The sequence below is a fragment of the Collinsella aerofaciens genome (genome assembly GCF_015552075.1).
GTDB lineage: Bacteria > Actinomycetota > Coriobacteriia > Coriobacteriales > Coriobacteriaceae > Collinsella > Collinsella aerofaciens_Y.
Genome location: NZ_JADNDZ010000107.1, coordinates 1 through 22477 on the forward strand (window position 1 = coordinate 1; position 22477 = coordinate 22477).

The following is a 22477-nucleotide window of genomic DNA, read 5'->3' on the forward strand; positions in this document are numbered from 1 at the left end:
AAGAGAAGAGGCGGGGCATGCCCCGCCTCTTACACCACATCTCTGCGCGCTACCTTCGCCGGGGAGCTCAGAAGGCTCAGAACGGCCTTTGGAGCTTTAAAAAAATACGTATCTGAACTAATTGTCCAGGGAAGGTTGTCGAGGGGTAGAAAAAGGGTCGGAAGCGAGCTTCCGACCCTTTAAAAACACCAAAGATGATGAGATGCACGCTGGATTACAGCGCGAAGTCGCCGCCGACGAGCGTGGAGACGGGCTCCTCGTGGTAAACGGCGGAGATGGCCTGGGCGAACTCCTCGGCGACCGAGATGGTCTTGATCTTGCCACCGGCCTCGACGGGGATGGCGTCGGTGACGACGCACTCGACGATGGGGGCGTCGTTCAGACGCTCGATGGCCGGGCCGGAGAAGATGCCGTGGGTGGCGCACACGTAGATGTCGCCGGCGCCCATGGCCTTGAGCTCCTTGACGTTGGCGCACAGGGTGCCAGCGGTGTCGATCATGTCGTCGTTGATGATGCAGGTCTTGCCCTTGATGTCACCGATGATGCCCATGACCTCGGCGGCGTTGTGGCGCGGACGGCCCTTGTGGGCGATGGCCAGGTCGCAGCCGAGCATGTCGGACAGCTTCTTGGCGGCCTTGGCGCGGCCCACATCGGGGGAGACGACAACCAGGTTGTCGGTGTCGAAGTGCATGTCGTTGTAGTACTGGCCAAACAGCGGCAGCGCGGACAGGTGGTTAACCGGGATATCGAAGAAGCCCTGAATCTGGCCCTGGTGCAGGTCGAGGGTGATGATGCGGTTGACGCCGGCGCGCTCGAGCAGGTTGGCGACGAGGCGGGCGGTGATGGGCTCGCGCGGGCCGGCCTTGCGGTCCTGGCGGGCATAGCCGTAGTGGGTGATAACGGCGGTGATGGAGCGGGCGGATGCGCGCTTGGCAGCGTCGGTGGCGATGAGCAGCTCCATGAGCATGTCATTGACGTTGCCGCCGGCCACGGACTGAATCAGGAAGACGTCGGCGCCGCGGACGGTCTCGTCGTAGCGGGCGTAAATCTCACCGTTGGCGAACTGCTTTAGCGTAAGGCCCGAAAGCTCGACCCCAAGGTACTCAGCGATCTTCTGAGCGAGGGGACGGTTGGAGGAACCGGAATACACGCGGATGGACTTGCGCATATTCTCCGACTTCTCGGGATCATTAATCGGCATTACCCTTCTCCTTTATATCGAATGCCATATAGATGCCTTGTTGCATTGTAACCGCGCGACGGGGTTAATCGGGTCTTGATAACGTCTTTACCGTCAACGGACACGAACCGACCACTCATCCTGTCGCGCAGGTCACGATAGAAAAAAGAGCCGCCCCCATGGGAACAGCTCCTTAGATGCTTGGTAAAACGTTATACCTCGTCGTCCTCGTGCAGACGGCGGCGATAATCGGCGGCCCAGCCCTCAATATTTACCTGGCGGGCACGACCCAGGCCAAGTGCGTCTGCCGGGACCGGCTCGGTGATGACGGAGCCGGCGGCCACGAGCGCGCCGTCGCCAATCTGGGCGGGCGCGACCATCATGGTGTCGGAGCCGATGAAGGCATCCTTGCCGATGACGGTCTTGTGCTTGTGTACGCCATCGTAGTTGCAGGTGATGGAGCCCGCGCCCACGTTGACGCCGGAGCCCATGGTGGTATCGCCGATGTAGGACAGGTGCGGCACCTTGGAGCCCTCGCCGATTGTGGACTTCTTGATCTCCACGTGCGTGCCGGCCTTGGAACCGTCGAGCATGTGGGTGCCCGGGCGCAGGTAGGCGCGCGGGCCGCAGTCGACGCCGTTCTCGATGACGGCCTCGACGGCGATGGTTTCATCGATGGTGCAGCCGCTGCCGACGGTGGTGTCGGTGAGGCGGCTGTTGGGGCCGAGCTGGCACTCCTCGCCCACGGTGACGTGGCCGATCAGGTGCGTCTGCGGCCACACGACGGTGTCGCGGCCGATGGTGGCGTCGGGGCCGATCCAGGCCTGCGTGGGGTCGATGAACGTGACGCCCTCGGCCATCCAGTGCTCGTTGATGCGGTCGCGCGCGATGGCGGTGAGCTGCGCGAGCTGAATGCGGCTGTTGACGCCCAGGCCGTCGCGGTAGTCGTCGCAGTGGAAGATGGAGACGGCCTGGGCGTGGCCTTTGAGGATCTCGAGCATGTCGGGCAGGTAGTACTCGGACTGCGCGTTGTCGTTGCCGATCTCGTTGATGTGGGCGGCGAGCTGCGCGCCGTCGAAGGCGTAGCAGCCGGCGTTGCACTCGAGCAGCGTGGCGGCCTGCTCGGGCGTGCAGTCCTTCTGCTCGATGATGCGCTCGATCTGACCATCGGCGCCCAGCTTGATGCGGCCGTAGCCGAAGGGATCAGGCGGGGTCATGGTCATGACGGTGCAGGCGAGTTCGCCGGTGGCGACGGTCTGCGCGAACTTGGCGACGGTGTCGGCGGTGATGAGCGGCAAGTCGCCGTTGAGCACGACGACGGGGCCTTGCGTGATGCCGCAGGCCTCGAGCGCGACCTTCACGGCGTGGCCGGTGCCCAGGCGCTCGGTCTGCTCGACGCACTCGACCTTGGTGGCGCTGTTGGCGTAGGTGCCGTCGATAAGGGCGCGCATCTCGTCGGCGTGGCTGCCGATGACGACCACGACGCGGCTGCAGCCGGCCTTGATGGTAGCGTCGACGATCCACTGGACCATGGGCTTACCCAGGATCTTGTGCGAAACCTTGCAGTGGTTCGACTTCATGCGGGTGCCCTCGCCGGCAGCGAGGATAATTGCGGTTGCGTCCATGTGATCTCCTGTTACGTTATAGAGACGTGTGCTTGGAAACGATACACGGCGCAATATGATACCGCAGGCATATGTTGAGCGCGTAACGATTGGATTGCGGCGGTTGAGGCTTGCGCCGCCGGCGTGGCGTTTGCGCTGGCCGTGCATGGCGGCGGTGCTGCGGAGCTGTCGTTTGAGCGAGGGGACGGGGGTGCCCGTGGACAACATACGAGAGGAGTTTGGCGGCGAGCCCGTCGCGGCATTCTCGATGTCGCATCCAGCTGTGCCGGCGCTCTACATAGTGCTGACGCTGGGGCTCACCATGTTCTCGATGCAGCCGGTGCTGATTGCGCTGTCACTTGCGGGCGGGTTGGCGTATGGATTTGCGACGCGTGGGGCTGCCCGCACGCTGGGCGCACTTCGCTGGCAGCTGCCGGTGATTTTGATTATCGCGCTGGTCAATCCACTGTTTAGTGCCTCGGGCTCGACGGAGCTGTTCCGTATTGGCATGCGCGCGGTGTATCTGGAGAGCATGGTATACGGCCTGTGCATGGGCGAGCTGTTTGTGGCGAGCGTGCTGTGGTTTGAGGCCGCGGCGTCGATGCTCGAATACGACAAGGTGCTCGCGCTTTTGGGTAACGCCGCACCGGTGATCGCGCTCATGATCTCGATGTGCATGAGGCTTATCCCGCAGTTTTTGCGCCGCGGCCGTACGGTGCTGGCGGTGCAGGATGCGATTGATGTGCCGGGCCGCGCGCCGGCCGACCCCGTGCGCTCGCGCCTGCGGGCATCGAGTGCATTGATGGGCTGGGGCATGGAAGATTCGTTGGAGCGCGCGGACGCGATGCGCTCGCGCGGGTGGGGCGCCGCGACGCGTCGTACGACGTATGCGCGGTATCGGCTGGGGCGCAGCGACGTTGCCGCGCTGGTTGGGCTTGCGCTGTTTGGTGCTGCCGCGGTGGCGGTGGCGTGGACCGCGACGACGCAGTATTCGTTTTATCCGCAGCTCTCGGTGCCGGCGCCGTGGCCGGGCTATGTCGTGTACGCTGCCTGGATGGTGCTGCCTTGCGCGTTGCACGCGATTGATGAGAAGAGGTTTGGCTGATGGCTCGGTTGGATAGCTGCTCGGTAACGGGCGGGGCGTGCGGCTCCGATGTGCCTGCGATTGAGGTGCGGGGCCTTAGTTTTGCCTATCCCGGGGCCGAGGCACCGGTGCTCGAGGGGCTTGATTGGCGTGTTTCCCAAGGTGCGTTTGCGCTGCTTGTTGGCGGTACCGGATCGGGTAAGTCGACGCTGCTGTCGCTGCTCAAACCCGAGATCGCTCCGGCGGGCGAGCGCACTGGCGAACTGCGCGTGCTGGGCGAGAACGTCGCCGACATGGATGTGCGGGAATCGGCGGAGCGCGTGGGCTATGTGTTCCAGGATCCCGAGAACCAGATCGTGTGCGAGACCGTGTGGCACGAGATGGCGTTTGGCCTGGAAAACTTGGGGCTAGCGCGTGATGAGATGCGCCGTCGCGTAGCTGAGACCAGCTATTTCTTTGGGCTGGAGGATTGGCTCCACCGCGATACCGATACGCTTTCGGGTGGTCGCAAGCAGCTGCTGTCGTTGGCCGCCGTGTTGGCGCTCCGCCCGCGCGTGCTGCTGCTCGATGAGCCCACGTCTCAGCTCGACCCCGTTGCCGAGAAGAGTTTTCTGCATGCGCTGTTTCGCGTGAATCGCGAGCTGGGCTGCACGGTTGTTGTGGCGACGCATCAGCCGCGCCCAATGCTCGAATACGCGACGTGTGCGTACCGGATTGAGGACGGTCGCGTGCGCGAGGTGGCGGATATGGCTTCTTTGGGACGCCGAGAATCGCTGTTGTCCGATGACATGTTGGGGTGGGGTGCCATCCGATGTGCAAATAAAGGAGTATTCAGCAGGCGTGAGGACAATTTGGGCTCTCTGGAGCCGCCCGGGGACGTATCGAGCGCGAAAAAAAGTTCGGAATTGGACAAATCGTCTGAATTTGTGGCGCAAACGTCGCTCGAGAACGGCTCGGAAGCCTTCCCGCGCACGGATGGAAGCAGAATACTCCAAAAAATGCACGCTGGGTCGGCTACCACCCTGGCAGGGAGCTGGTTTCGCTACGATCGCGCGGGCGGTTGGGTGCTGCGCGGGCTCGATGCGTCGTTTTCGGCTGGCGCGGTGCATGCGGTTGCGGGCGGTAACGGCTGCGGCAAGTCGACAATGCTTTCGGTGCTGGCGAAGACCGCCAAGCTGCAGCGCGGCCGCATGGTGCGCGGGGCGGCCTCGGCGGCGCTGCTGCCTCAGAATCCCAAAGCATTGCTGGTTGCCGAGACGGTTCGCGATGAGCTGATAGAATGGGCTTCGACCTGCGGATATGACGAGAACTTGGCGCGGGAGCGTGCGGCGCAACTGGGATTGGACGGCCTGGAGACGCGCCACCCCTACGACCTCTCGGGCGGACAGCGCCAGCTGCTCGCACTGGCAAAGCTGCTGCTGATCGGCCCCGAGCTGCTGCTGCTTGACGAGCCCACGAAGGGCTTGGACTTGGAGAGCCGCCGCATCATCGCCCGCGCCCTGCGTGACCATGCGAAGGCTGGCGGCACCGTCATTATGGCCACGCACGATCTGGATTTTGCCGAGCAGGTTGCCGATGACATTGCCATGATGTTTGACGGTGAGATCGCCTGCATGGAGCCGCCGGCCGACTTCTTTGCCGACAACGTGTTTTATAGGGCGTGATGGGATGACGGATTATCGCGTCGCGCGCCTGCTTACAAAACTGGAGATCCCGTTGCTGCTGGCGGTGCCAGCGGTGATGGCTGCGGCGTTGCTAGCGGGCGTTGAGCAGGCGGCACTTGCCATGCTGGTCGTGGTGGCGCTGGTGCTCGCGCTGTTCTTTGCGGGTTACGAGGCATCTCGTCCGGGTTTGCGCCAGATTATGCCCACGCTGGTGCTGGCGGCGCTGGCGGCGGCGGGGCGCATCCTGTTTGGGCCCATTCCCGACTTTAAACCGGTGAGCGCTATCGCCATTATCGCGGGGGCGACGCTTGGTCGCCGCAATGGTTTTATGGTTGGCGCGTTGGCAGCGCTGACCAGCAATTTCTTTTTTGGACAGGGCATGTGGACGCCGTGGCAGATGTATGCCTGGGGGCTCGTTGGCTATGTCGGCGGTGTCCTGGCGCACGCCGGTGCGTTCGACCGTGCGGATGGAACCGTGCGCATGCCGGTGTTACTTGCGTACGGCTTTGCCTCGGCCCTGCTGTATGGCGTGGTGATCAACGCGTATGACATCGTCGGTTTTGTGCAGCCGCTCACCTGGGCGGGCGCCGTGGCGCGTCTGGTTACGGCGGTGCCGTTCGACATCACGCATGGCCTGGCGACCTGCGTGTTTTTGGCCGCCCTGTACAAACCCTGGTGCCGCCGCATCAACCGCGTGGTCGTGAAATACGGGCTGTAGAGGAGGATGCGCTGTGGCAGGAATGGCCTGCTTGCTTCTGTCCCGGGGGTCAGGCGGGGTTAGAGCTCCAGGGTGAGAGTGACGGGGCAGTGGTCGCTGCCGAAAATGTCGCCGCGGATGCCCGCGCCGCGCACGGCGCCGGCGATGGCGTTGCTTACCAGAAAGTAGTCGATGCGCCAGCCTGCGTTGTTCTTGCGGGCATTAAAGCGGTAGCTCCACCAGCTGTAGACGCCCTCGACGTCCGGATTGGCCGCGCGCCAGGTGTCGGTAAACCCGGCGTTGAGCAGCTCGGTAAATTTACCGCGTTCCTCGTCCGAAAAGCCGGCGTTGCCGCGGTTGGACTTGGGGTTCTTAAGGTCGATTTCCTCGTGCGCCACGTTAAAGTCGCCGCAGGTTACGACGGGCTTGCCGGTTTCGCGTTCAAGCGCGCCCAAAAAGCCGCGATAGGCATCGTCCCAGGCCATGCGCACATCGATGCGCGCGAGCTCATTTTGGGCGTTGGGCGTGTAGACATCCACAAACCAAAACTTGTCGAACTCGAGCGTGCAGACGCGGCCCTCGGTTGCGGCTTGGGCGACGAGCTCGGCCGCCTCGCCCTCGCCGGCATAAGGCAGCAGCGCGTCGGCGCGCAATACGCGCAGCGGTTCCTGGCGGCTAAAGACCGCAGTGCCCGAATAGCCTTTGCGTTCGGCGTAGCTCCAGGTTTGGTGATAGCCGGGCAGGTCAATATCGACCTGGCCTTCTTGCAGCTTGGTCTCTTGCAGCGCCAGGATATCGACGTCGAGTTCTTGCGCGATCTGGATAAAGCTCGGGTCCTTTTTTAACACGGCGCGCAGGCCGTTGACGTTCCACGAGGCGAAAGTGTAAGTCTGAGGCATGGTGTCCTTTCGACGGGGTTGGCAGGCTTAAGATTAGCGCAACAGGGGCGGGGCGGGCTCCGCGCATGCTGACTTAAAGGCCGCATGCTGGGACGTCGCCCAACGCTGCCCGACTAACAAGGACGGAGGACTCATATGACGCAGGCAATATCGGACCCCAGGCAGGCCTCCGCCGCGCTGGCGGAGCTGTTCAATACCCACGAGCGCGTGGTGTTCTTTGGCGGCGCTGGTGTTTCCACGGCAAGCGGCATTCCCGATTTTCGCAGCGTGGACGGCCTGTATCACCAGCATTTTTCCTATCCGCCCGAGACCATGCTGTCGCACAGCTTTTACGAGACACATCCGGCCGAGTTCTTCGACTTTTACCGAACCAAGATGATCGCGCTTAACGCTAAGCCCAACCGCTGCCACACCAAGCTGGCCGAGCTGGAGCGCGTCGGCAAGCTTGGTGCCGTGGTGACGCAAAACATCGACGGCTTGCATCAGATGGCGGGCTCGCAGCGCGTGTTTGAGTTGCACGGATCGGTCCATCGCAACATTTGCCCGTCGTGCGGAGCGGTCTATAGCGCCGAGTGGATTTGCTCGCGCGAGCACGAGGACGCCGCGGGCGTGCCCGTGTGCCCCGCGTGCGGTGGTCGCATCAAGCCCGATGTGGTGCTCTACGAAGAGCCGCTCGACGAGCATGTGTTGACCGGTGCCGTTGCCACCATCGCCGCGGCCGATGCCCTCATTGTAGGCGGGACCTCGCTCGTGGTGTATCCGGCGGCGGGCCTTACACGCTACTTTACCGGCGATACGCTGGCCATATGCAACCTTGCTCCCACCGATCAGGATGCAAATGCCGACCTGCTGATTTCTTGCGACATCGCGGCCGCGTTTGCGTTCTAGCCCGTGTGCGCGGATACAATAGAAAGACTGAGTGCAAAGCGACCCCGCCGCCAGCTCCCCAAGCTCGGCGGCGTGGGCATTTTAGGAGGATGTTCATGGCGAACGACAGCAAGACATGGCGGTGCGGAAAGTACGAGCTCAGCTTTGACCGTCCGCGCATCATGGGCGTCCTCAACGTGACGCCCGATTCGTTTGGCGACGGCGGGGAGCACTTCGACCCGGATGCCGCCATCGAGTATGGTCTGGCGATGCTCGACGCCGGCGCCGACATCATCGACGTGGGCGGCGAGTCCACGCGCCCCGGTTTTACCCCGGTCAATCCCGACGAGGAGGCTCGCCGCGTGCTGTCCGTGGTGCGCGCGCTGGCCAAGGAGGGCGCCATCGTCTCGATCGACACCCGTCATGTGGCGGTTGCCAAGGCGGCCGTGCGCTGCGGCGCCTCGATCGTCAACGACGTGACCGGCTTCACCGACCCCAAGATGGTCGAGTTTGTTAAGACGAGCACCTGCGGCGTCATCGTGATGCATGCCGGCGAGGTCGTCGCGCCTACCCGCACGCACGCAACGGTGCAGCTCGATACCTCGGCAGCGGCGTTTGTTGCCGAGAAGGCGCGCGAGGCGGCTGCCGAGGCCGCGCGTGAGGCCGAGAAGCCGGCTCGCCGCCGTCGCGGCAAGTTGCTGGGCGAGCCTAAGCCGGAGGCCAAGCTTCCGGGCGGCGTGGTGCAGCCCTCGTTGCCGTTTGGTGAACCGGAGCCCACGTCTGAGCCCGCAAGCGAGCAGGAGGCGCCCGCCGCCGAGCAGGCTGCTGCCGCCGAGACCGTCGCGCCCGCGCCCGCAGCCACCGAGGCCGCATCGGAGCCCAATGACCACCTGGCCGCCATGATGCGCCGCAGCGCCCGCCGCGAGGAAGCCTACGTGCCCACCTCGCAGCTCCGCCGCTTCACCCTGCCCGATTCGGCGCCCATCATGCGCCGCGTCATGGGCTTTCTGTCCGACCAGGCTCGCGCGCTCATCCACGCCGGCGTGTCGCGCGACCGCATCTGCATCGATCCCGGTCCTGGCTTTGGCAAGACGGCCAACGAGGACATCGTCATCCAGCGCGAGACTGCCAAGATGGCGTCACTGGGCTATCCGCTCATGTGCGCTGTATCGCGCAAGCGCTTTGTGGGCGCCGTCTCGGGCGTGACCGAGGCCGCCGAGCGCGATGCCGCTACGTTTGGCGTGTGCCTGGGCGCCATCCAGGCCGGTGCCAACATCGTGCGCGTGCACGACGCCGCGGGTTTTGCGCAGTTCCTGAACGGCTACTGGGCGGTTGCCAAGCCGCAGCCGCGCCGCGCGTTTGTGGCCGTGGGCTCTAACCTGGGGCATCGCTGCGACAACATCCGCGCCGCACGCGACATGATCGCCGAGATTCCACTCACCTGCGTGTCCAACTCCTCCAAGATCTACGAGAGCGAGCCGGCCTACGAGACACGCCAGGACGCGTTTGCCAACGCCGTCATCGAGATCAAGACCGAGTTGGCGCCGTTGGTGCTGCTCGACGAGCTCATGAAGATCGAGGCCGAGCTGGGCCGCGACCGCTCCAAAAAGGCCAAGGCCAACGGCCCGCGCACCATCGACCTGGATCTGCTGTGGATGGACGGCGAGACCCACGGCGGCAAAAAGCTGCGCCTGCCGCATCCGCTGATCGGCGAGCGCGACTTTGTGCTGGTGCCGCTCGAGGATCTGATGCACGATCCGGCGCGGTTCTTCCGCTACAACGGCGTCGAGGTCAAGGAGCCCGAGGACCGTGTGGGGCATATCGTGGGCGAATTGGGGCGTATGTAGATGATTGAGATGAATGCTGTAGCCGCTGGTACCGAGCTCGATGCCGCGCGCGACGCGGGTCGCGAGGGTGCGTCCGCGGGTTGGTGCGCTTGGAGCGTGGGCGAGGCTTCGCTGACGTTTTCGCTGGTTGTGCGCCCCGATGTGAATATGCATGCCTTCCACGGCCTGCCGTTTGTGGCGGCGATGGGCATGATGGACGCGCTCGTGGGCACGGCTTCGGCGCCGGTCCTGGGCCTTGCCGGTAAGGTGGGTATCCAGTGGCCGAGCGATATCGTGTGCGGTGCGCCTGCGTTTGAGACGTCGCTCGCGCGTGTTGCCGTGAACGGCGGTGCCGGTGCTGCGGGCATGTTTGCCGCGGTGACGGTTGATATTGAGCGTGCGGCGCTGGGTGAGCTTGGCATGGATATGGCAGATGAGGCGCTGGTCGAGGCATTGGCCGCCGCCTTGCTGGTCCGCGTGGACACCTGGGCGGTTGCCGCCAACACACCACAGGGCGCTGCCGGCCCGCTGGCTCCGGTGCTGGGCGAGTACTTTGACATGGTGCCACTGCTGGGTCGTCAGGTCGCGGCGGTGTCGCCCAACGGTTTGCCGCTTGCGGTCGGTGTGTTTGCGGGCCTGGACATCTGGGGTCGCGCGACCATTAAGACCGATGCCGGCGAGCAGGAGTTTCCGCCCGAGGCCGTGCGCATTCGCGGGCTGTAGCGCGGGGCGTTCGCGCCCAAAGATAGACATGACAACAAGACCCTCCTCGGCCTGTGCCGGGGAGGGTTTCGCCTATCTGGGGAATGGGTTGTCAGCACCCTATTCCTCAAAACTGAAAATCTTTCGATTTTGAGGAATAGAATTAAGCCAGCTCGGCCTTTAACGAGGTATATTCGTTGCAGAGCCTATTCCTCAAAACTGAAAAATTTTCGTTTTTGAGGAATAGCGATAGAAGACCGCAGGGAGGCACCAATGAAACTCATCAATAGAACGTCATATATGGACACGTTGACGAGCCTTATTGGCGTACCGGACATCAAGGTCATAACGGGCATTCGCCGTAGCGGTAAGTCAAAATTGCTCGAGGCCCTCCGCGATTACGTGGAGGCAAATCTGTCCAATTCGAATGTCATCCATATCAATTACAACCTCGACGAGTTCGAGGGCCTGCTCGAATATCATGCCCTGCTCGCCTATGTGAAAGAGCATCGAGTGTCCGACAAGCAAAACTTCCTGCTTATCGACGAGGTTCAGATGTGCGACGGCTTTGAACGCGCGATCAACAGCCTCCATGCATCCGAGCAGTACGACATCTTCATCACCGGATCGAACGCCTTTTTGCTGTCGAGTGATCTGTCGACGCTCTTTACGGGGCGCACGTTCGAGATCGAGGTTTTCCCATTCTCGTTTGAGGAGTATCGCTTCTATAGTGACGAGGGCGAGGTCGATCGCGACTTCGATGAGTACGCGAGAACCGGCGGTATGTCCGGCTCTTACCCTTATCCACTGCAGGAGCAGCGCTACCAATATCTCTCCAATGTCTTCAAAACGCTCATCGTGAGGGATATCGTGCAGCGGCATAACGTGAGAAACGAATCGGCACTGCTGCGCATTGCCGATTACATGATGGACAACGTCTCCAACATAACGTCGGCACGCAACATTACAGATGTTTTGAATGCGGATGGGCTAAAGATTACGAACAAGACGGTCGGCACGTACATGGGGTACCTGTGCGATGCGTTTGCCTTCTATAAAGTTCGTCGGTACGACATTCGCGGCAAAAAATACCTTAAGAGCGGCGAGAAGTATTACCTGGCAGACCACGCGTTCAAATACGCACTGCTTGGTACACGTGATATGGATTGGGGACGCGTATACGAGAACATGGTGGCCATCGAGCTGCTGCGCCGCGGATACGAGGTATACGTCGGTGTGCTCTATAAAAAGGAAATAGACTTTGTAGCAATCAAGCGAAGCGAGAAGCTCTACATTCAGGTGAGCGACGACATCAGCTCGGATAAGACGTTTGAACGCGAGATTTCGCCACTGCTGAGCATTGGCGATGCGTATCCCAAGATGATTCTTGCCCGCACGCATCACGAGGCCACGGATCGCGATGGGGTGCAGATCGTGGACCTGGCGAGGTGGTTGTGCGGCGAGGCTTAGCAAAAAAATCCTATTCCTCAAAAACGAAAAAATTTCGATTTTGAGGAATAGGACCGATGCGTTGCCTAGTTCGCCGCTCGCGCTCGACTTAAACCCCGCCTTACCCCTGCTCCTGCATGCGGCGGTAGATTTCGCAGATACCCTTGATGGTGAGCTGTCCGTCGACCACGTCGAAGGCATCGGTCGAATCGGCGACGATGCCGGCGAGACCGCCCGTGGCGATAACGGTGGCGTCCTCGCGGCCCAGCTCGCGCTTCATGCGCGCGACCAAGCCCTCGGCCATGGCGGCGGCGCCCATCACGGCGCCGACCTTGATGCACTCCTCGGTATCGCGGCCGATGGCGTGCTCGGGCGCCTCGAGCGGAACGCTGGCGAGCTTGGCGGCTCGGGCGGCGAGCGCGTCCATCGAAATGCGGATGCCCGGCGCAATCGCTCCACCAATGTAATAACCGTCCTCGTCGATAACGTCGATATTGGTCGCGGTGCCAAAGTCCACCACGATTGCCGGCGCGCCGTAGAAAGTTTCGGCCGCAACGGCGTTGGCGACGCGATCGGCGCCTACGGCTTGGGGACGCGCCGCGCGCAGCTTGGTCACCGCGGCCGTCTGCGGCCCAATGACGATGGCGTCTGCGGCAATGCGGTCGGCCACGGCGTGCCATTCGCGCGAGAGCTGCGGCACCACGCCCGCAAAGGCGATCGCGTCGACCGCGTCGAGCGAAAGGCCGTACATCTTAAAGAAACCCATCAGGCGCACATGGATCTCGTCGGCGGTATAGGAGCGGTCGGTGGGCATGCGCCACGACTGCACCAGCTCGTCTCCGTCAAACAGGCCCATGGCCGTCTGCGTGTTTCCCATATCGATAGCGAGCAGCATGTCTACTCCCAGTGTTGGCATAAAAGGACGCGCACCATTGTATACGCGCCGCCGACGGCGCTCGGCTGCGATTCGTTTACGGTGATAGGGGCTGAGGGGTTTAAATATGAAGGAATTATGCTCTACGAGATTTTCCTTGCCGTTTACCGAACTCCCATGTAATATTCTTTCTTGCGCACATGAGGCGCCCAGACATTGCGGGGTGGAGCAGTCTGGTAGCTCGCCGGGCTCATAACCCGGAGGTCGTAGGTTCAAATCCTGCCCCCGCGACCAAGAACTTGCAGCTCGTCGGCCTAGCCGGCGAGCTTTTTTGTTATTCCGGGACCGTGTTTTCGGTCCAATTCTCAGCCTCTCAAACAAAATCTCGATCTGTAACATCTAGACCCGATTTGGGCGGCTAGGTGTTACAGATTGAGATGTTGAGTCCCCGCCTGGACGGTTTGTCTAAATCTGTAACACGAGGGACGGATTTTGCCGAGTTGTTGTTATAGATTGAGATTTTCTAGCAGGCGGGTTTGGTTTGTCTCGATCTGTAACAGTAAGACCCAGTTTTGCCGCGTAACTGTTACAGATTGAGACAAACCGAAGGGCCGCCCCACCCATCCCCATCCACCTGCCGCTACCTGCTGTCCGCCGATTTCCGTTGCGCCGCTGTACCCCTATGCCATATCCTCTAGACAACTACGCGGCAACATCGCCGCCGCGCCTACAAGAGAGGAATGTCCATGACCGCACCTGCATCCAAGCTGCTCCAGCCCATTACGGTTGGCCCCCTTGAGCTCAAGAACCGCATTATGTTTCCGCCGCTGACCACCGGCTACGAGGAGCGTGACGGTTCCATCGGCGAGCGCAGCCTGGCTTTTTACGAGCGCTTGGCCCGTGGCGGCGTGAGCTACATCGTCATCGGCGACGTCGCTCCCGTCATGACCGCAAGCCCCACGCCCAAGCTGGCAACCGACGCCCAGATCCCCACGTTTAAGGCGCTGGCCGACGCCGTCCACAAGCACGGCGCCAAGGTCGCGCTGCAGCTGTTCCACCCCGAGTACGATGTGCCCGGTGTCGGCCGCATGGTCATGGGATCCATGGCCGCCGCCAAGGCCGCGCAGGAGGCCAAGGCCGCCGGCGACGAGGAGACCTTTGCCGCCAAGATGGCCGAGTCCAACGAGATCCGCAACCAGGCCTACGCCAAGCTGCATCACGACATGCAGCACTTTGTGAACGAGGCGAGCGTAGAGCAGCTCACCCAGATCAAGGAGGCCATCGCTGCCTCGGCCGCTCGCGCACAGCAGGCCGGGATCGACGCTATCGAGGTCCACGGCGACCGCCTGGTGGGTTCGCTGTGCTCGGCCATCCTCAACCAGCGCACCGACGAGTACGGTGGTTCGTTCGAGAACCGCGTTCGCTACGCGCTGGAGGTCGTCGCCGCCATTAAGGAGGCCGCGCCGCAGCTGATGGTGGAGTACAAGCTCCCCGTGATCATGGAGAACCCCGACGGCACGCCGCGCGGCAAGGGTGGCCTGCAGCCCGACGAGGCCTGCGAGTTCGCCAAGCTGCTCGAGGGTGCGGGCATCGATATGATTCAGGTCGCACAGGCCAACCACACCGGCAACATGGGCGACACCATTCCGCCCATGGGCGCCATGCCCTACAACTGGACGCTGCCCGTGGCCGAGCGCGTCAAGGCCCTGGTCTCCGTGCCGGTGGCAACCGTCGGCCGCGTTGTCTCGGTTGAGGCCGGCGAGAAGATTCTGGAAGACGGCGCGGCCGACATCATCGCCTATGGCCGCTCGCTCATGTGCGACCCCGACATTGCGCTGAAGGCCGCCACGGGTGAGCCCATCCGCGAGTGCCTCAACTGCAACAAGGGCTGCGTCGATGCGATTCAAAACCGCAAGTACATCTCGTGCGTGCTCAATGCCGAGAACGGCGATGAGGCAACCATCGCCATTAAGCCGGGCGAGGGCGACAAGAAGATCGCCGTGGTGGGCGGCGGCATCGCCGGTCTGGAGGCCGCGCGCGTGGCGGCCAAGCGCGGCTACGACGTGACCGTCTACGAGGCGAGCGATCATCTGGGCGGCCAGATTGTGCTGGCGGCCGCGCCTCCGCGCAAGGACGAGATCATGCGCTCGGTCGAGTACTACGAGAAGATTCTGCCCGGCCTGGGCGTGAAGGTCGAGCTCAACCATGCCGCTACCGCTGAGGACCTCAACGCCGCCGACGCTGCGATTGTGGCCGTGGGCGCACACGACGTGGTCATCCCCGTTCCGGGTGCCGATTCGGAGAAGGTCGTCTCGAGCTGGGACGTGCTGGCCGGCAAGGTGGAGCTCAGCGGCCGCGTCGCCGTCATTGGCGGCGGCCTGGTGGGCACCGAGACTGCCGAGTACCTGCTGCAGCACGGCTGCGAGGTGGCGATCGTGGAGATGCTCGACAAGATTGCCGCGGGCGAGTCCGAGACCATTCTGCCGCTGATCATGAGCGACTTTGCCGAGCACAACGTGGAGCAGCACGTGAAGACCCGCCTGACCGCCATTACCGACGAGGGTGTGGAGGCCATTCGCACCATCGAGGACGGCGCCGAGGAGCCGGTGAAGATCGCCTGCGATTACGTGGTGATGGCCGTGGGCTCCAAGGCCAACGCGTTTGACCTGGACGGCGTGACGGTGCCCGTGACCTGCGTGGGCGACTGCTCGGGTGAGCGCACCGCCGACATTGCGAGCGCCATTCGCACGGCGTATCACGCGGCCAACGAGCTGTAGTTGAACATCGCGGCCAGGCGGGACGGTAGCACGGATCCGTTTCGCCCGGCTGTGTCCCGTCGGGTGCCAACCGGTGCGGGGCCTGCAAGCGCAGCAGGTCCCGCCCTTTTTGTTTTGCTCCGGTGGATGGCAATGCGCGGTAATCATGAGGAGTGAGGACGTCTACTGCCTTGCAGATCACTCAAAAATATTGGGGGAGGGGTTAATAACTATATCCTCTATACCAAAGGACATAAAGAGATGCCAATTTTGTTGACAAGCGAATGACGATTAGCTGCGAGTCAGCTACCAGCGTAAATAATCGATAAAGAAATGTCGTAATTTGGTGCCAAATGCCCAGATAACGCCGCGTCTATTTTAATTAACTGCTTTGAGCAAACAGTAAAATGCTATTATCTAACTTGCACGTAAGAAAGCAGATTAACGGCTAAGGCTAAGAAGTGGCAGGTATGTCGGAAGCAACTAGGACTCGCACGCATGCGCCCGAGGTTAGGCAGCGCGCCGTCGAGATCCTCCAAGAGGGGGTCGGTCATCGCGCTCTCGCCGCGGAGCTTGGCATTCCCCAGGCCACGGCTCGTCAGTGGGCCCGCGCGTATGCCGTGGGCGGTGTCGACGCCGTTCTCAACGCCGGTTCGCATCATCATACCTATTCGTACGACGTCAAGCTCGCTGTGGTTAAGGACCGTCTGGAAAACGGCTTGACGGTTCGCGAGGCCATGATCAAGCACAAGATTCCCAGCGAGTCTTCGGTCAAGGCTTGGTGCCGTCAGTACCGCGAGAGCGGTGAGGCCGCACTGGTCGATAAGCCGCGCGGTCGCAAGCCGCGCGTTAAAAAGGCAGAATAGCAAACGGGATGGTGCGCCCACAGGGGCGCATTTTTCTTGCCGCCTCTCTGCTCCAAAGCGGACGTGCCCTTACTCCGTACGCCTAAAACTCCCCAGTTGACCGAAAACCCGCTGCCGCTACTCATCAATTGAGCTATAACGTTAAACAATTGCAGCGTTTTTGCATGGGGGAGTGATGGTATGACGCTACTGTATTACCTTACCCTGTTTCCGCTGGTACCGGCGCTGGGCATGCTGCTCGCGCGCGGTGACCGCGCCCGCGATGCGGTGGGGCTCATAGGTTCCGGCATTATTATGGCGGTGACAGTTGTAGTCGCCGTCATGTTTTTTGGCACGGGCCCGCAGAGCTTTGAGGTTGCCCCCGGCACCTCACATGTGCTCTCGATCATCAGCTCCGTCATCGACGTCATCCTGTGCGCCGTCATCCTGTACAACGCGTACAAATATAGGAACGCGCTCACCACGGTGCTCGGCATAGTCCAGCTGGTGGGTTCGCTCGCCTTTGCAGCCATGACGTTGCCCGCGGCCGAAGCCGTCACGGCAACGCCGCTCTACCTGGACTACATGAGCGTGATCATGGTGCTCGCCGTCGGCATCGTCGGCAGCCTCATCTGCGTGTATGCCCTGGGCTACATGAAGGATTTCCAAGCGCACGATGAGCACGAGGCCGCGCTGCACGGGCAGACCGCGCCCGACCGTCGCCCGCAGTTCCTGGCGCTTATGTTCCTGTTCCTCTCGGCCATGTTCGTCATCGTGACGAGCGACAACCTTGAGTGGCTGTTCTGTGGCTGGGAAATCACCACCGTGTGTTCGTTCCTCATGATTGGCTATACGCGTACGCCCGAGGCCATCAAGAACGCCTTTAACCAGATCATCCTCAACATGCTGGGCGGCATCGCGTTTTTGGCCGGACTCATGTACCTGCACGTTAACGGCATGCCGCTGACCATCTCGGGCATGATTGAGCTTTCCGGCGCCGGAACCGCGCAGTCCGCGCTGCTGGTGATGCCGGTCATCCTGTTGTCGCTCGCCGCGCTCACCAAGGCCGCACAGATGCCGTTCCACACTTGGCTGTTGGGTGCCATGGTTGCCCCCACGCCCACGAGCGCCCTGCTGCACTCGTCAACCATGGTCAAAGCCGGCGTGTTCCTGATGGTCAAGCTGAGCCCGCTCTATGCCATCTATCCCGTGACCGGCTTTATGGTCACGAGTGTGGGTGCCATCACGTTTTTGCTCGCTGCCCTCATGGCCATCTCGCAGAGCAACGCCAAACGCGTGCTCGCGTACTCCACCATTTCCAACTTGGGCCTCATCAGTGCCTGCTTGGGTGTCGGCGCACCCGAGGCCGTATGGGCGGCCATCTTCCTAATCCTGTTCCATACGGTGGCCAAGTCGCTGCTGTTCCTGTGCGTGGGCACGGCCGAGCACCATATCGGCAGCCGCAACATCGAGGATATGGACGGTATGTTCAGCCGCATGCCGCACCTGACGCGTCTGATGATGCTGGGCATCATGGGCATGTTCGTGGCGCCGTTTGGCATGCTCGTGTCCAAGTGGGGCGCCCTGGTGGCGTTCGCGCAGACCGGCAACGTGCTCATGATCATGGTGCTTGCCTTTGGCTCGGCCGCAACGTTCTTCTTCTGGGGTAAGTGGCTGGCCAAGCTTTCGGGCGTCGACCCCACGGCTCAAAACGTTGAGGTCAATGTCCATAAGACCGAATGGATGGCCCTCAACACCATCGCCGCGCTGCTGATTCTTTGCTGCGTGGCGTTCCCGCTCATCTCGAGCGGCCTGGTGTCGCCTTACTTGGCCATGGTGTTTGGCCGCGTGCCATACGTTATTGGCAAGGACTCCATGTATCTGATGGTGGTTATCGTGGCTTTTATCGCCGTGGTGCTGCTGACTTCATTCCGCGTGAGCAACAAGCCGCACGTCAACGTGTACCTTTCGGGTGTGGGAACCGACAAATATCGCCATTTCCGCGGCTCGATGGGACACGAGGTGAAGGCCGAAAAGCGCAATTGGTACTCGGAGGACGCCCTTGGCGAGAAGCGTATTGGCCCCGCGGGCAGCGTCGTGTGCTGCAGCATTATCTTGTTTGCGCTGCTGTGTTGCGCGTGGATTGGACCCGAGAGACTTGCCATGAGCGCGCCCTCGGTGCTGCGCGGCAAGTATTTCGAAGGTTCGGGCGTCGTGGGCATATTTATTGGTACCGTGGTGTTTGCCCTGCTGGCGCCTTTGGTTGGTGGCCTGATCGACGGCGTTGACCGCAAACTTTCGGCCCGTATGCAGGGCCGCGTGGGTCCGTGCCTGCTCCAGCCTTTCTACGACGTTGCCAAGCTGCTGCGCAAAGCCCCTGCCAGCGTAAACACCATGGACGATACCTATATGGCGTGCGCGCTCATCTTTACCGTCGTGGGCGGCGGCATCTTTGTGTCGGGCTCCAACACGCTGCTGTGCGCTTTTATGGTGACGCTCGCCGCGATCTTTGTGGTGCTGGCGTCCGCCTCGACGCAAAGCCCGTTTGCCCAGGTCGGCGCCGACCGCGAGCTGTTGCAGGTTATGAGTTACGAGCCCGCTGTTCTGCTGATGAGCGTGGGCCTGTATCTTGCCACCGACAGCTTCGATTCCATTGCTGTGACGGGGCAGTCGGCCCCCATCATCGTGTACAGCGCGCCCATTTTCCTTGCGCTGCTCGCGGTGCTTACCATCAAGCTGCGCAAGTCGCCGTTTGACCTTTCGTACTCGCATCACGCGCATCAGGAGATTGTCCAGGGCGTCGCCACCGAGATGAGCGGCAGCACGCTGGCCAAGATGACCCTTATGCACTGGTGCGAGACCGTGCTGTTTTTGATGTGGGTGGGCATGTTCTTTGTTTGGGACAACCCGGTGAGCTGGGTGGTCGCCCTGGTCGTCATGGCCGCGACGTATTTTGTCGAGGTGCTGATCGACAACACCTTCGCCCGCAGTACCTGGCGCAGCTGCTTTAAGCTCGGCTGGGGCGTGGCGCTGGTGTTTGGCCTGCTCAACCTTATGCCCATCCTTGTCGACGTATTTATTTAGGAGGCGGCATCCATGGATCATAAAATGTCGCGCTCGCCGTGGGTTATTCATTACGACGGCTCGAGCTGCAACGGATGCGATATCGAGGTGCTGGCCTCGCTTACCCCACTGTTCGATGCGGAGCGCTTTGGCGTGGTCAATACCGGCAACCCCAAGCATGCGGACATCTTTTTGGTGACGGGCTCTGTCAATGCCCAGAACCTGCCCGTCGTGCGCCAGATCTACAACCAGATGCTCGAGCCCAAGTGCGTGGTGGCCTGCGGCGTCTGTGCGTGCTCGGGCGGTGTGTTCCGCGATGCCTACAACGTGATCGGCGGCGTGGACCGCGCGATTCCCGTGGACGTGTACGCGCCCGGGTGCGCCATTCGCCCCGAGACGGTGATCGATGCCATCGTGGAGGCGTGCGGCATCCTGGACCAGAAGGAGACCGTGATGCGCGCCGGCGGCGATCCGCTTACCGTGGGCGGTGCCGCTACCTGGGACGGTGGCGTTGAGCTGGGCGAGGACGGGTTTGTGGCAGCTGCGGGGGCCGGCGACACGGCCGCCGGGAAGTCCGCCACGCCCGCCGCTGCAAAGGAGGCCGAGTAATGCAAGAGGCAATCTATACCACCGTCGGGATCGATGAGTTGCTGTCGCATGTCCAGGCGCTCAAGGGCGTCGGCGCGCGCTTTGTGCAAATGCACGCCGAGCGCAACGTCGACGACGGCTCGTATCGCTTGGTCTATACGTTTATCAACGTTCGTGCTGCTCAGGAGCATATTGCGCAGGACGGCAGCTATGCGATTGAGAACCTGGTAGTCGAGGGAATCGACCGGTACCAGGAGATTCCGTCCATCAGCTCGTATTATCCGGCGGTATTCCCGTTTGAAAATGAGGTCCACGACCTGTTTGGTCTTGCCATTACCGATATGCAGATCGACTTTAAGGGCTTTTTCTACCAGGTCTCGACTGCCGAGCCCATGAGCGTTATCACGCCCGAGGTGAAGGCTGCGCGCGAGAAGGCCATGAAGGTCCGCGCGGCTGCCGAGGCCAAGGCGCGCAAGGCCGCGGCCGAGAAGGCCGCCGCGGCTGCGGCTGCTGCAGGGGAGGGCGTTGCGGGCGCCGGCGATGCCGCGGGCGCCGCTGCTCAGCCCGCTGCGGCTGCCGGCTCCGATACTCAGCACGATGAGGCTGCTGCGAAGGCCGCGCTCAAGGCCGCCGAGATGGAGGCAAAGCTCGCCGCCATGGATCCCGAGAAAGCGGCCAAGGTCCGCGCGGCGCTTGCCGCCAAGGCCGCCCGCGACAAGCAGAAAAAGGAGGCGTAAGGTCCATGGCACATCGCTCCGTTATTCCGTTTGGCCCGCAGCACCCGGTGCTGCCCGAGCCGCTTCATCTGGACCTGGTGATCGAGGACGACCGCGTCATCGAGGCAATTCCGCAGATCGGCTTTGTACACCGCGGACTCGAGAAGCTCACCGAAAAGCGCGATATGCATCAGTTTGGCTACATCGCCGAGCGCATCTGCGGCATTTGCGCCGTGGGTCACAGCTGCGGCTATGCCAGCGCCTGCGAGCGCATGCTTGACATCGAGGTGCCCGGCCGCGTGCAGTATATCCGCACCATTTTGCACGAGCTTTCGCGCATCCACTCGCACCTGCTGTGGCTGGGCCTGCTCGCCGATGCCTTTGGCTTCGAGGCGCTGTTCTATCGTTCGTGGACCCTGCGCGAGCAGATTCTCAAGATCTTTGAGAGCACCTGCGGCGGCCGCGTGATCCTGTCGATCAACGAGATCGGCGGCCTTAAGCACGATATCGAGGATTCCGAGCTGGCGGGCATTGTCCAGACACTCGATGCCATGCGCCCCGACTACGAGGCCCTGGTGCATACGTTTTTGGATGACGACAGCTGTGGCGAGCGCCTGCATGGCGTGGGCGTGATCAGCAAGAAGGACGCGCTGGATCTGTCGATGGTCGGCCCGTTCGGCCGCGCCTCGGGCGTGGACTACGACGTGCGCATGTTTGGCGACGGTGCCTATGCGGATCTGGCTGCGTTTGAGCCCATCGTTGCCACCGACGGCGACTGCTATGCCCGCTGCCAGGTGCGTTGCGCCGAGGTCACGCAGGCCATGGACATCATCAAGGAGCTTGTGGGCAAGATTCCGCACGACGGGATCGGCGGGCGCACCAAGCTCACGCCGGCCGACGGCGCACGCGGCGAGGTTGTGATTGAGCAGCCGCGCGGCGAGGCGTATTACTATGTGCGCGGCAACGGCACCAAGAACTTGGACCGTTTCCGCGTGCGCACGCCGACGTCGCAAAATCTGGCGGGTCTGACGCATGCGCTGCAGGGCGTGCTCATTGCAAACGTGCCCATGATTATCCTGACCATCGACCCCTGCATTAGCTGCACGGAAAGGTAGGCGCGGCATGAGTTTGCTGACATTTGCCAAGACGGCCTTGGGCTCTATGGTCAAGCAGCCGGTCACGGTGTGCTATCCGCAGGAGAAGCTGGCGGCGCCCGAGCGCTTGCGCGGGCATATCGTCAATGACATGGACGTATGCATCTGCTGCGGCATGTGCGCACGTCGCTGCCCGGCGGGCGCGCTCGCGGTCGATCGTAAGGGCGGCACCTGGTCGATTGACCCGTATGCCTGCGTGGTGTGCGGTGAGTGCATCGAAAGCTGCCCCAAGCACTGCCTGACTATGGATGCCGCGCGCACCCCGGTCGCGGCGGACAAGACGCCCACGGTAGAAACCAAGCCGGAATAGCGCTGGAATAGAGCTGGAACAGGGGCCGGCGGGGCAAAATGCCCCGCCGGCCCCGCGCACAGACGCGCGGTTAGGCCGCCTCGAACAAAACTATGCCGGATTACTACGATGAATCGACAATCTCCAACCACACCACATTTGGCAAAAACAAAACCGACGCTCCTATAAGTTGTCAAGAGGCAGTTTGCGGGAGCGTTCT

The 22477-nt window shown here is 62.1% G+C and carries 19 protein-coding genes and 1 tRNA gene; 16 read left to right on the forward strand and 4 right to left on the reverse strand.

All coding sequences use genetic code 11. From position 1 onward, the window contains the following. Positions 1-183 (forward strand): hypothetical protein (locus tag I2D41_RS10080; RefSeq protein WP_229042279.1); only part of this gene is annotated, 183 nt, incomplete at its 5' end. A 31-nt stretch (positions 184-214) separates the two neighbouring features. On the opposite strand, the gene I2D41_RS08145 is transcribed toward I2D41_RS10080, so the two are convergent. Both I2D41_RS08145 and glmU read right to left on the reverse strand, forming a co-directional pair. Beyond that, positions 215-1201: a ribose-phosphate diphosphokinase gene (locus I2D41_RS08145; protein ID WP_195364189.1), complete on the reverse strand. Its 987-nt coding sequence runs from the start codon at positions 1199-1201 to the stop codon at positions 215-217. Positions 1202-1392: 191 nt separating this feature from the next. After that, positions 1393-2805, reverse strand: coding sequence for a bifunctional UDP-N-acetylglucosamine diphosphorylase/glucosamine-1-phosphate N-acetyltransferase GlmU (gene glmU / locus I2D41_RS08150; RefSeq protein WP_195364190.1), 1413 nt, complete (start codon positions 2803-2805; stop codon positions 1393-1395). Positions 2806-3001: 196 nt separating this feature from the next. On the opposite strand from glmU, the gene I2D41_RS08155 reads away from it, so the two are divergent. The 3 genes from I2D41_RS08155 to I2D41_RS08165 are packed head-to-tail and all read left to right on the forward strand — an operon-like array spanning position 3002 to position 6250. Next, on the forward strand, positions 3002-3889 hold the full coding sequence (locus I2D41_RS08155; RefSeq protein WP_271741685.1) for an energy-coupling factor transporter transmembrane component T family protein: 888 nt from the start codon (positions 3002-3004) through the stop codon (positions 3887-3889). After that, a complete protein-coding gene (locus I2D41_RS08160; protein WP_195364192.1) occupies positions 3889-5532 on the forward strand; it encodes an ABC transporter ATP-binding protein in 1644 nt (547 codons plus the stop codon). Before I2D41_RS08155 ends, I2D41_RS08160 begins: the two co-directional genes overlap by 1 nt. Positions 5533-5536: 4 nt before the next feature. Then, complete coding sequence (locus I2D41_RS08165; protein WP_195364193.1) at positions 5537-6250, forward strand: DUF6580 family putative transport protein; 714 nt, start codon at positions 5537-5539, stop codon at positions 6248-6250. A 59-nt stretch (positions 6251-6309) separates the two neighbouring features. Here the strand turns inward: I2D41_RS08165 and I2D41_RS08170 are convergent, their stop codons facing one another. Beyond that, complete coding sequence (locus tag I2D41_RS08170) at positions 6310-7128, reverse strand: exodeoxyribonuclease III (RefSeq protein ID WP_195364194.1); 819 nt, start codon at positions 7126-7128, stop codon at positions 6310-6312. Between the two features lie 135 nt (positions 7129-7263). Here I2D41_RS08170 and I2D41_RS08175 point away from each other — a divergent pair, with 135 nt between their 5' ends. The 4 genes from I2D41_RS08175 to I2D41_RS08190 all read left to right on the forward strand — a co-directional run bounded on the left by I2D41_RS08175 (position 7264) and on the right by I2D41_RS08190 (position 11993). Then, positions 7264-8016, forward strand: coding sequence for an NAD-dependent protein deacylase (locus I2D41_RS08175; protein WP_195364195.1), 753 nt, complete (start codon positions 7264-7266; stop codon positions 8014-8016). 95 nt (positions 8017-8111) lie between these two features. Continuing rightward, positions 8112-9842, forward strand: a complete 1731-nt coding sequence (gene folK / locus I2D41_RS08180) for a 2-amino-4-hydroxy-6-hydroxymethyldihydropteridine diphosphokinase (RefSeq protein WP_195364196.1) — start codon at positions 8112-8114, stop codon at positions 9840-9842. Continuing rightward, entirely contained in the window at positions 9843-10544 is a 702-nt protein-coding gene (locus I2D41_RS08185; RefSeq protein ID WP_195364197.1) for a hypothetical protein, read from the forward strand. Between the two features lie 252 nt (positions 10545-10796). Continuing rightward, positions 10797-11993, forward strand: a complete 1197-nt coding sequence (locus I2D41_RS08190) for an ATP-binding protein (protein WP_195364198.1) — start codon at positions 10797-10799, stop codon at positions 11991-11993. A 100-nt stretch (positions 11994-12093) separates the two neighbouring features. On the opposite strand, the gene I2D41_RS08195 is transcribed toward I2D41_RS08190, so the two are convergent. Continuing rightward, positions 12094-12867, reverse strand: coding sequence for a type III pantothenate kinase (locus I2D41_RS08195; protein ID WP_195364199.1), 774 nt, complete (start codon positions 12865-12867; stop codon positions 12094-12096). A gap of 196 nt (positions 12868-13063) precedes the next feature. On the opposite strand from I2D41_RS08195, the gene I2D41_RS08200 reads away from it, so the two are divergent. From I2D41_RS08200 to I2D41_RS08235, 8 genes are all read left to right on the forward strand, one after another. Continuing rightward, positions 13064-13140: transfer RNA gene (locus I2D41_RS08200), tRNA-Met, on the forward strand. 452 nt (positions 13141-13592) lie between these two features. Then, a complete protein-coding gene (gene bilR, locus I2D41_RS08205) occupies positions 13593-15623 on the forward strand; it encodes a bilirubin reductase, long form (RefSeq protein ID WP_229042280.1) in 2031 nt (676 codons plus the stop codon). 449 nt (positions 15624-16072) lie between these two features. Further along, positions 16073-16468: a helix-turn-helix domain-containing protein gene (locus I2D41_RS08210; protein WP_195364201.1), complete on the forward strand. Its 396-nt coding sequence runs from the start codon at positions 16073-16075 to the stop codon at positions 16466-16468. A 180-nt stretch (positions 16469-16648) separates the two neighbouring features. Beyond that, entirely contained in the window at positions 16649-19531 is a 2883-nt protein-coding gene (locus I2D41_RS08215) for a proton-conducting transporter transmembrane domain-containing protein (RefSeq protein WP_195364202.1), read from the forward strand. A 12-nt stretch (positions 19532-19543) separates the two neighbouring features. After that, positions 19544-20119 carry an NADH-quinone oxidoreductase subunit B family protein gene (locus I2D41_RS08220; protein WP_195364203.1) on the forward strand — a complete coding sequence of 192 codons (576 nt, stop codon included), beginning with the start codon at positions 19544-19546 and terminating at the stop codon, positions 20117-20119. Beyond that, entirely contained in the window at positions 20119-20835 is a 717-nt protein-coding gene (locus I2D41_RS08225; protein ID WP_195364204.1) for an NADH-quinone oxidoreductase subunit C, read from the forward strand. The genes I2D41_RS08220 and I2D41_RS08225 overlap by 1 nt, the downstream gene beginning before the upstream one ends. Before the next feature lie 5 nt (positions 20836-20840). After that, positions 20841-21929 (forward strand): hydrogenase large subunit, encoded by a 1089-nt coding sequence (locus I2D41_RS08230; RefSeq protein ID WP_195364205.1) that lies wholly within the window; start codon positions 20841-20843, stop codon positions 21927-21929. Between the two features lie 7 nt (positions 21930-21936). Beyond that, positions 21937-22278, forward strand: coding sequence for a 4Fe-4S dicluster domain-containing protein (locus I2D41_RS08235; protein ID WP_195364206.1), 342 nt, complete (start codon positions 21937-21939; stop codon positions 22276-22278). Positions 22279-22477 lie beyond the last annotated feature (199 nt).